This window comes from Priestia sp. TRN 1309, from assembly GCF_050846875.1.
GTDB classification, from domain to species: Bacteria; Bacillota; Bacilli; order Bacillales; family Bacillaceae_H; genus Priestia; species Priestia zanthoxyli.
Genome location: NZ_JBOZGM010000005.1, coordinates 368,489 through 377,742, shown reverse-complemented (window position 1 = coordinate 377,742; position 9,254 = coordinate 368,489). Strand labels below are relative to the sequence as shown.

At 38.3% G+C, this 9,254-nt stretch carries 10 protein-coding genes and 1 rRNA gene; 3 read left to right on the top strand and 8 right to left on the bottom strand.

Going from position 1 to position 9,254, the window contains the following annotated elements:
* A 16S ribosomal RNA gene (locus tag ACRPLQ_RS21465) occupies nt 1-61 on the bottom strand; the annotation flags it as partial.
* 352 nt (nt 62-413) lie between these two features.
* Here ACRPLQ_RS21465 and ACRPLQ_RS21460 point away from each other — a divergent pair.
* From ACRPLQ_RS21460 to ACRPLQ_RS21450, 3 genes are all read left to right on the top strand, one after another.
* Entirely contained in the window at nt 414-608 is a 195-nt protein-coding gene (locus ACRPLQ_RS21460; protein WP_033580480.1) for a hypothetical protein, read from the top strand.
* 243 nt (nt 609-851) lie between these two features.
* Nucleotides 852-2,438: an AMP-binding protein gene (locus ACRPLQ_RS21455; protein ID WP_432236271.1), complete on the top strand. Its 1,587-nt coding sequence runs from the start codon at nt 852-854 to the stop codon at nt 2,436-2,438.
* A gap of 119 nt (nt 2,439-2,557) precedes the next feature.
* Nucleotides 2,558-3,235, top strand: coding sequence for an MgtC/SapB family protein (locus ACRPLQ_RS21450; RefSeq protein ID WP_013059577.1), 678 nt, complete (start codon nt 2,558-2,560; stop codon nt 3,233-3,235).
* A gap of 27 nt (nt 3,236-3,262) precedes the next feature.
* On the opposite strand, the gene ACRPLQ_RS21445 is transcribed toward ACRPLQ_RS21450, so the two are convergent.
* The 7 genes from ACRPLQ_RS21445 to ACRPLQ_RS21415 all read right to left on the bottom strand — a co-directional run bounded on the left by ACRPLQ_RS21445 (nt 3,263) and on the right by ACRPLQ_RS21415 (nt 9,132).
* The gene (locus ACRPLQ_RS21445) at nt 3,263-3,871 is read right to left on the bottom strand and encodes an NAD(P)-binding protein (RefSeq protein ID WP_323873919.1); all 609 of its coding nucleotides are present in this window, start codon (nt 3,869-3,871) and stop codon (nt 3,263-3,265) included.
* Nucleotides 3,852-4,619: a sirohydrochlorin chelatase gene (locus ACRPLQ_RS21440; protein WP_033580478.1), complete on the bottom strand. Its 768-nt coding sequence runs from the start codon at nt 4,617-4,619 to the stop codon at nt 3,852-3,854. The genes ACRPLQ_RS21445 and ACRPLQ_RS21440 overlap by 20 nt, the downstream gene beginning before the upstream one ends.
* Nucleotides 4,620-4,632: 13 nt before the next feature.
* Complete coding sequence (gene cobA, locus ACRPLQ_RS21435; protein ID WP_033580477.1) at nt 4,633-5,412, bottom strand: uroporphyrinogen-III C-methyltransferase; 780 nt, start codon at nt 5,410-5,412, stop codon at nt 4,633-4,635.
* 91 nt (nt 5,413-5,503) lie between these two features.
* Nucleotides 5,504-6,103 carry an adenylyl-sulfate kinase gene (gene cysC, locus ACRPLQ_RS21430; RefSeq protein WP_028412601.1) on the bottom strand — a complete coding sequence of 200 codons (600 nt, stop codon included), beginning with the start codon at nt 6,101-6,103 and terminating at the stop codon, nt 5,504-5,506.
* Nucleotides 6,104-6,115: 12 nt separating this feature from the next.
* A complete protein-coding gene (sat, locus tag ACRPLQ_RS21425; RefSeq protein ID WP_367078733.1) occupies nt 6,116-7,267 on the bottom strand; it encodes a sulfate adenylyltransferase in 1,152 nt (383 codons plus the stop codon).
* Nucleotides 7,268-7,319: 52 nt separating this feature from the next.
* Nucleotides 7,320-8,399: an inorganic phosphate transporter gene (locus tag ACRPLQ_RS21420; RefSeq protein WP_432236270.1), complete on the bottom strand. Its 1,080-nt coding sequence runs from the start codon at nt 8,397-8,399 to the stop codon at nt 7,320-7,322.
* 19 nt (nt 8,400-8,418) lie between these two features.
* A complete protein-coding gene (locus ACRPLQ_RS21415) occupies nt 8,419-9,132 on the bottom strand; it encodes a phosphoadenylyl-sulfate reductase (protein WP_028412604.1) in 714 nt (237 codons plus the stop codon).
* Between the last annotated feature and the right edge of the window lie 122 nt (nt 9,133-9,254).

Below are 9,254 nucleotides of genomic sequence, written 5' to 3'. Positions count from 1 at the left end.
CTTGCATGTATTAGGCACGCCGCCAGCGTTCATCCTGAGCCAGGATCAAACTCTCCGAAGAAATGTTTGACTTGCTCATTTAAAAAATAAAAATTAACGTTGACGTTTGTCGCTTTGTTCAGTTTTCAAAGTTCAACCGCCGCTCTTAAGCGACTTTACTATCATAACAAGTTGCAATCTAGTTGTCAACAAGTTTTTTATTTGTTTATCACTTCGATGTTTGCTTTAGCAGTTCATCTTAGCGACATTTAATAATATACCATGCCTTCTTTTATTGTGCAATAGTTTTTCGATATATTTTTAAAAACTATTTTCTTGTACACGAAACGTTAGCCAATTAATAGATACTAGCATATCTAGACCTAAGCTAGCATAATGTCTATTAAATCATTATCCGCCAAGGAGGCGTTCACTTGGATACCTTAATTGCAGCTGCACTCTATTTGTCCTTTTGTATGTCTATTCTCTTAATTTCACTTGCTTATTGGGAATCAATTCAAATGTCTAATAAAGAAGGCAAAGTCAACGGCCTTTCATTTATTTCACTTTCAACATTCAGCATAATTTTTTGTTTGTTTACTTCATATTTTTATACCATTCTTTATTAACATGATGTTACGTTGTCTTCTTATAATAAGGAGACATTTCTTTATTTTATTACAATATTCGCATTCGGTATACTTACTTATTGAAATCAATACGATAAACTCAGCTCCCCCCTTCTTCATACGTGCGATGGACAGTGAAGGAATTTGTCGAATGATTTTTTGGAACACTTTCTTTAAATTTGATAAACTACTTTTAGAAAACGCTTTCATATATACTTTAACATTATTCAAGGAGGAAACCAAATGAAACCATTGCTTGAAGTAACGGTTGGAGAACTTTTAAAAGAAAGTACAAAAAAGTTTGGGCATCAAGAAGCGGTTATCTACTCTGAACAAAATATTCGCTATACGTACGCAGAGTTTTATCAAGAAACCTCTCGAGTTGCAAAGGCACTTCTAGCCACCGGTCTCAAAAAAGGCGATCATATCGCTATCTGGGCTACAAATGTGCCGGAATGGTTACTTCTGCAATTCGCAGCAGCTAGAATAGGCGCTGTTTTGGTTACCCTTAATACAAGCTACCAATCCTCTGAATTAGAGTATGTATTGAGGCATTCTGATACAGCAGCGCTATTTTTCATTGATGAATTTAAAAGCACTTCTTATACGTCTATTATCACCGGTATTGAACATAATCTTCCCAATCTAAAACATCTTATAAACTTAAGTGAATCAAGCGAACATACTTCTTGGAACGAGTTCTTAATGAGTAGCTCAATTGTATCGGATGAGGTGCTCGATAAGTATGAGCAATCCCTACATATCCATGAAGTTATCAATATGCAATATACTTCCGGAACAACAGGTTTTCCAAAAGGAGTTATGCTAAGTCACCATAATATAGTAAATAACGGCTTTTTAGTTGCTCAGTCTATGAAACTGACTAACGAAGACCGCTTATGCATCCCAGTTCCTTTCTTTCATTGTTTTGGATGTGTACTGGGCGTTCTAGCATGCGTATCCGTAGGTGCTACTATGCTACCGATTATTGAATTTCAGCCTTCCTCTGTTTTACGCACCGTAGAGAAAGAAAAATGTACAGCGCTTCACGGTGTACCAACTATGTTTATTGCGGAATTAAATGCACTTGAGTTTAATCAATATGACTTATCTACTCTTCGCACAGGAATCATGGCTGGTTCTAATTGTCCAGCAGAAGTAATGAAACGAGTCATAAATGACATGGGTATCAGCGAAATTACCATCGCCTATGGTCAAACCGAAACATCTCCTGTAATCACCCAAACAACCCCAACTGATTCTATCGAGCGGCGAGTACAAACGGTTGGCAAAGTACATGATCATGTACAGATTCAAATTATTAATCCAATTACAGGTAAACAAGCTTCTTTTGGAGAACAAGGAGAACTTTGTGCAAAAGGATATTTAACAATGAAAGGATATTACAAAATGCCGGAAGAAACAGAAAAAACAATTGTAGAGGGCTGGCTACATACAGGAGATTTAGCTACCATCGATAAAGATGGCTATGTAAAAATTACAGGACGTCTAAAAGATATGATTATTAGAGGTGGAGAAAACATTTACCCAAGAGAAATTGAAGAGTTTTTATATAGATTACCCGAGGTAGAAGATGTGCAAATTGTCGGTATTCCTGATCCAAAGTATGGAGAACGAGTTGCTGCATGCATTAAACTCAAGCAAGATTCTTTTCTTACCGCTCAAGAAATCAAAGACTTTTGCAAAGGTAAGCTTGCTCATTTCAAAATTCCCGAACATATTTATTTTATAGACGACTTTCCCATGACGGCATCCGGCAAGATTCAAAAATATAAATTAAAAGAAACGATCGTAGCGCTTTATAAATAATCAGATTTTTTCGAATTTCACCTGTCATTATGAAGAAAAGTTTACTATACTGATACATATCTGTTTTTCTTCTTTCATACAGATATAAACAACAATGTCTATTGAAATAGGTGAAAATAATGGAAAATGAAATGTTGCTCAAATTAGGTATTTCTGCTGTACTTGGTCTTATTATTGGAATTGAAAGGGAACTAAAACGAAAGCCTGTTGGTTTAAAAACATCTCTCGTAATTTCCATTATTAGCTGTTTACTCACGATTGTTTCGATTGAGTCTTCTCAAATTTTTAATAAAGGTGATCATATCACAATGGACCCGCTTCGTCTGGCTGCTCAAATTGTTTCTGGAATTGGTTTTTTAGGAGCGGGTGTTATTTTACGAAAAGAAAATGACAGCATCTCTGGGCTTACAACAGCCGCTATTATCTGGGGGGCAGCAGGTATAGGTATTGCTGTAGGTGCAGGGTTTTATCCCGAAGCTATTACCGGAGTTGTACTGCTCATCATCAGCGTTGAACTTCTCCCTTTCCTTATTACTATTCTAGGGCCTAGGCAACTGCGCGAGAAAGAGCTTATTCTTCAACTTAAGCTGGCTGATAAGCACAATATTTTTGATACAACTAACAGCATTAGAGAAAAGAATATTACAATAAAAAATATTCGAATCAAAGATTTAGACACCAATGAATTATATATACGTATGAAAGTGTCAGTTAATAATCAGCGTCCTACTACAGAAGTGTATTACGAGATTCAAAAAATCAGCGGTATTCGTAGCATTGAAGTTGAAAATGTATAAATGAAAAACGGCCAATTGGCCGTTTTTTTATTTATATTTTTCAATCTGTTGTAAAAATTCCCTCTGTTTTACTAGAGACAGCCGGTATTGATCATCGATAATTTCTGTTAACAACTCATGTTTACGGCTCTTTGACACATTCAATCTGTGGATAAGAACTCTGCATTCGTACAAAAACTGTGTATACTGTGTGTAACTCTCATCATAATTCGAAGATAATTCTTCTTTTATTCGTTTTGTCAACAAAGGACTAGCGCCATCTGTGGATATTGCTAGCGATAATCTCCCTCTAGAAAACTGTGCAGGAATTTGAATATTTCCATCGGAAAAACCGCTGGCCATATTAACCAACTGATCATTTTTAATATGCTGCTTAACGAACTTATTCACAGCTTTATCATTTGTAGCTACAACAATAAAAAAAACATTAAGTAAGTCTTCTTCTCCTACTTTTTTTCTTTTTACACACAGCTGATTCTTAGCTTCCCACTCATTTATTTCAGCTGAAACAGTTGGAGCAACCACTGTAATGGCTGCTCCTTCTTGTAAAAAACCTTTAATTCTACGAGTTGCGATTGTTCCGCCTCCAACTACTAAGACCGAACGACCCTTTAAATCAAGCATAACGGTATACATCGTATTGATTTCCTCTACTCGATAATAACGTTTTTACTTGATGACTTAAAATGTGTGCAAGTCCATCATGATAACCTAGGTAGTTTGCTAAGATAAACTGCTGGTCATCTGTTGATAACTGCTCCAACTCTTCCTTAATTTCGTTCATTAAAATACCGGTAAACAAAAGGTACGGGAGAACGAATACTTGCTTATACGAAGTTTGTTTAGCAAGGTGCAGGCCTTCTTTTAAATTAGGGGCAGCGGCAGCTAAATAGCATGTGCTCACTTCTTTAAAAGCTCCTTTACCTTTTAGCAGTTGAGCTATTTCGTTAAAATCTTTTTTTACAGCAGGATCACTGCTTCCTCTGCCGACCAGCAATACCATCGAATCTTCATGCTTATCCACATTGGTTTCATTGATTCTCTCTACTAAGATATCAACAATTCGTTCGTCTACGCCGAACGGTTCTCCGTACAGTACTTCTACTTGTGGATAGCGTTCATATACTTTGTGTATTTCTTCAGGTATATCATGTTTTGCATGGGCAGCTGTTAATAACAGCAGCGGCACAATGGCAATACGAGTAGCACCTTGTTCAATACACGCTTCAAATCCTTGTTCAATAGTAGGGTAAGCTAGCTCTAGGAAACAAACTTCTTGAATCGGTACATCTAGATTTTTTTTACATCTTTCAATAAAAGCAACTGCCTGATCAGCGCCTTCTTTTACGCGGCTGCCATGGCAAACATATAAAACTGCATCCATATAATCAACCTCTTTAGTAAGCTTCTTGTGCATACGAATAGTAATGCTGTCCAGTCTTCTCAAACCAATTCAATCGGTCATGAAAATTTACAACTTCACCAACGATAATCATACTGGGATTTTCAATTTGTTCTTCTTTAACAATATCAACAATTGTACCAAGAGTTCCAGTTACAGTGCGCTGGTCCGCACATGTGCCCCAGTGAATCAATGCAATTGGCGTAGCTGAGGTTTTTCCATGTTCCATTAACTGTTGGCAAATGTACGGTAAGTTCCTCACTCCCATATAAATGGCAAGAGTATCTACACCTTTGGCTAGGCTATCCCATTTGATTGCATCATGCTCGCTGTCTTTACGGTGTCCTGCTACAAAAGCAAAGCTTGCGCTGTATTCCCGGTGAGTGACAGGGATTCCTGCATAAGCAGCAGCTGCGATACCTGATGTAATTCCTGGAACAATTTCAAATGAAATGCCCTGTTGCACGAGAGCTTCTGCTTCTTCCCCTCCGCGTCCGAAAACAAATGGATCTCCGCCTTTTAAGCGCGTTACAATTTTCCCCTTTTTAGCGAATTTCACTAAAAAGTTATTGATTGTTTCTTGCTTGAGGGTATGGTAGTTTGGAAGCTTTCCGCAGTAAATAATATCAGCATCACTTTTAGCATACTCCAGCAGGTCCTTATTCACTAAACGATCATATAAGATAACATCTGCTTGCTGAATTGCTTTCAACCCTTTTAATGTAATTAAATCTGGATCTCCTGGTCCTGCACCGACTAGATATACTTTCCCCATGAATGCCTTTCACCCTTCCATCATTTCCACGTCTCCGCAGCGCTCCCAAATTTTAATTTGAATTAGAACAGCGGACAAAGTCCGCTGTCATTTAGATGAATTTTCGGTTAGATAAATATTCAATAACAGTTTGTACACATTCTTCTACAGACTGTGTGCTTGTATTAATTGTTACTTCAGGATTAGCAGGTGACTCATAGGGAGAATCAATTCCTGTAAAATCACGGATTTCTCCGCTTCTTGCTTTTTTGTAAAGGCCTTTTGGATCTCTTTTTTCACATTCTTCTAACGGACACTCTACGTATACTTCCAAAAATTCATTCCCCTCTAAGATCTCACGCACTTGAGCGCGATCTTCTTGGAATGGAGAGATAAATGCTGTTAGTACCACTTGACCGCTGTCTACGAACAGCTTAGAAACCTCACCGATACGGCGAATATTTTCTGTACGATCTTCAGCAGAAAACCCTAAATTCTTGTTTAAGCCAAAACGAACATTGTCACCATCTAATACATAATTGCGAATATTTTTATCAAAAAGCGCTTTTGCCACTGCGTTTGCTACGGTAGATTTACCTGAACCCGAAAGGCCCGTAAACCATAATACAAAACTGTGATGATTATTTTGCTCGCGTCTTTCCTGTTTTGTAATTCCAGCATCATGCCACGTAATGTTTGTTGATTTACTCACTTCAACCGCTCCTTATTTTGAAGATACTTTTTGTTTTGCTAATCCCTTAATTAACACTTCAATTACTTCTTTACGGCTGAATGTGCTTGGTGGCACTTCTCCGTTACGAAGCATTTCACGTACCTTGGTACCAGATAGAATCATATGATCTTCCTTGCTGTGAGGGCATGTTTTCGTTGATGCCATCGCTTCACACTTCTTGCAGTAGAAGCTGTGTTCAAAAAATAAAGGTGTAATTCCTAATTCATCTGCCGTAAAGTTACTGAAGATTTTTTGTGCATCATATGTTCCGTAGTAGTCACCAACACCAGCGTGGTCACGGCCTACAATGAAATGCGTGCATCCAAAGTTTTTTCGAACCATTGCATGGAAAATAGCTTCTCTAGGTCCAGCATAGCGCATTGCAGCAGGGAAAACTGCCAAAGCTACACGATCGCTAGGATAATAGTTCTCTAAAAGTACTTCATAACTTTCCATACGGATATCTGCTGGGATATCATCTGACTTTGTTTCTCCTACAAGTGGATTTAAAAACAGGCCGTCTACAATTTCTAATGCTGTTTTTTGAATATACTCATGCGCACGGTGAACAGGGTTACGAGTTTGGAATCCAACAACCGTTTTCCAACCGCGCTCTTCAAATGCTGCTCTTGTTTCAGTTGGATCTAGGTAATACTTTTCAAAACGCGTTTTAGGTGTACGTTCTACAAGTACGATTGGACCTGCTACATATACATTTGGGCGTTCCATCATTTTCTTCACACCAGGGTGGGCCAGTTCTGCTGTGCGGTACACATTTTCCGCTTCTTTTTCTTTATTTGGCGTATATACTTCAGAAACTTCTAAAACACCATATGTCACACCGCTTTGAACTAGTTTTACTTTGTCGCCAATGTTTAATTCTTTAGCCTGCTCTTCTGTTACGGGAAGAGTAATAGGAATACTCCATACAGTTCCATCTGCTAGACGCATATTTTCAACAACTGATTGATAATCTTTTTCTCCTAAAAACCCCGTAATTGGGCTATAAGCACCAATTCCAATTAGTTCTAAATCGCTTAGAGCCATGTTGTCTACTTCAATTTCTTTTGTTAGTGACGTGTAGTCATATGTTGGTTGATATAAATTAATTAATTCTCCACCGTGTGCTTGAATTGTTGCCATTTTGTAAAATCCTCCTTAAGTAATTAACACAATATAATAAAAAGTACTTGAATCACGCAGTCATTTTTTCTTTTTCCGACTGCAGGCTTGCTCTTTTTCTTCTAGTCGTTCTAGCTAAGCTTAGAATACCTCCTGTAGCAATACATCCACTAGCTAGCACCACAAATGAATATAAGTCGCTTTCAAGTACTAATTTCACAAGAACATATGAGATTACGAGTGAAAATACAGGGGATACCACCCAAACCTTTAACATTTGAATGACCACTTCGCGCTGTTCTTTCGTAAATCCCGTTTTCGCTGCGCCTATTCCAATAATAGAAGACGTAGTGACCTGTGTAAGCGGTACTGGCAAACCAAACAGTGAAGCGACTGTAACAAGAGAAGCACCAGTACCCGAGATAATGCAGCCTTCTCCTACAGAATAGCGAGTAATTTTTTTTCCGCTTGTTTCAATAACTCGGCCTCCTAGTAAAAGAGCTCCGAGCGCCACCGCCAATCCTCCTGCTATGACACCCGTTGTAGCATCCATTAATCCAGCTCCTACTAGAGGACCGACAGCATTTGCCACATTGTTCATTCCAGCTGAGAAGGCTTCAAAGAATCCCGTTGCAATAACTAAAATCGTTAAAACTCTTTTCCACTTTCCCTCTGCTTCTTTTTTATGCGCTCTGCGCTTTATCACTTTCCCAATCAAAAAAGCAATAACAAATGAAACTAGCGGAACAATAATCCAAAAAGACATCACAATTAAAAGTTTTTCTACATACAGAGATTGATAAGCTACCCCTACTCCAACAACTGAGCCAACTGTTACTTCACTTGTTGATAGAGGGATACCAATCAAATTCGCGAAAAAGAGTGACAGCGTTGCAGCAGCCAGAATGATAATAACTAATTCTACTGACAGCAGTTTTTCAGGTATGATACCTGAACTGATGGTTTTTACCACCTCACCGCCTCCGGTAACAGCTCCGAGCACAATTCCTACAGCACAGATGAACAGGGCCACTCTTCGCTTTTTAATTGCACCGGAGCCGTATGAAACGCCCATAGCAGCTGCTGCACCGCTTGCCCCAATATTCATTGCAAAAAAAAGCGCAATGATAAAGGCAACATATAAAAGCATCATTTATTCAGCTCTTTCGTATTTAAGATTCGTGTAATCCGCACTCCACTTTTTGTGTACCTGCCCATCTTCCTGAACGTAAATCGTCTACATTATAGGCAGGTGCGGTACAGGGCTCACAGCCGATACTTGGGTAGCCTTGATCATGAAGTTTGTTGTATGGCAAATCATGCTTATACACATAACGCCAAATTTCTTTCCATGACCAATGAATTAACGGACAAACTTTCACCTTCTTGAATTTCTCATCTTTATTAAAATAATTCGTGTTGGCACGAGACTCAGACTGCTCGCGTCTTAAACCAGAAATCCACGCATCATAAGGAGCAAGGGATTCTCTTAGCGGAATGATTTTTCGAATTTGACAGCATAGGTTAGGCTGACTCTTCCAAAGCTCATCTCCATGTTTTTCAGCTTGTTCTGCAAGAGTTAAATCCGGCTTTTTCATATGAATACGTAAATCAGGGAAGCGTTCTTTAATTGCATCAATCACTTCATATGTTTCTTTAAAATGAACCCCTGTATCTAAAAAGACAATTTCAGCATCTTTTTTCACTTTTGAAATTAAATCAATTAACACGATTCCTTCGATCCCAAAGCTTGACGCATAAATAATTGAATCTCCGTAGGTATCATACGCCCACTGCAATGCTGAAAGGGCTCCTTTTGTTTCATCTTTACTGTCGAACTCTGGAAATGTATCGCTCCAGTTTTCGTACGTATATAAGTCTGCCATTTTCTCCACTCCAATTCTTAGTTATCCGCGTTATCCAATAAAAAAAGACGGTTTTACCCACTAGAATTGGATAAAACCGCCTCTAGTGTGTCTAGTCAGCGAAACTATTTAATTCTTACTTT

Excerpts from the sequence above, each read along its gene's own strand:
- ACRPLQ_RS21445 (WP_323873919.1), bottom strand. The coding sequence starts at position 3,871 with ATGTATACCGTTATGCTTGATTTAAAGGGTCGTTCGGTCTTAGTAGTT.
- cobA (WP_033580477.1), bottom strand. The coding sequence starts at position 5,412 with ATGGGGAAAGTATATCTAGTCGGTGCAGGACCAGGAGATCCAGATTTA.
- ACRPLQ_RS21450 (WP_013059577.1), top strand. The coding sequence starts at position 2,558 with ATGGAAAATGAAATGTTGCTCAAATTAGGTATTTCTGCTGTACTTGGT.
- ACRPLQ_RS21415 (WP_028412604.1), bottom strand. The coding sequence starts at position 9,132 with ATGGCAGACTTATATACGTACGAAAACTGGAGCGATACATTTCCAGAG.
- ACRPLQ_RS21420 (WP_432236270.1), bottom strand. The coding sequence starts at position 8,399 with ATGATGCTTTTATATGTTGCCTTTATCATTGCGCTTTTTTTTGCAATG.
- ACRPLQ_RS21455 (WP_432236271.1), top strand. The coding sequence starts at position 852 with ATGAAACCATTGCTTGAAGTAACGGTTGGAGAACTTTTAAAAGAAAGT.
- sat (WP_367078733.1), bottom strand. The coding sequence starts at position 7,267 with ATGGCAACAATTCAAGCACACGGTGGAGAATTAATTAATTTATATCAA.
- ACRPLQ_RS21440 (WP_033580478.1), bottom strand. The coding sequence starts at position 4,619 with ATGGATGCAGTTTTATATGTTTGCCATGGCAGCCGCGTAAAAGAAGGC.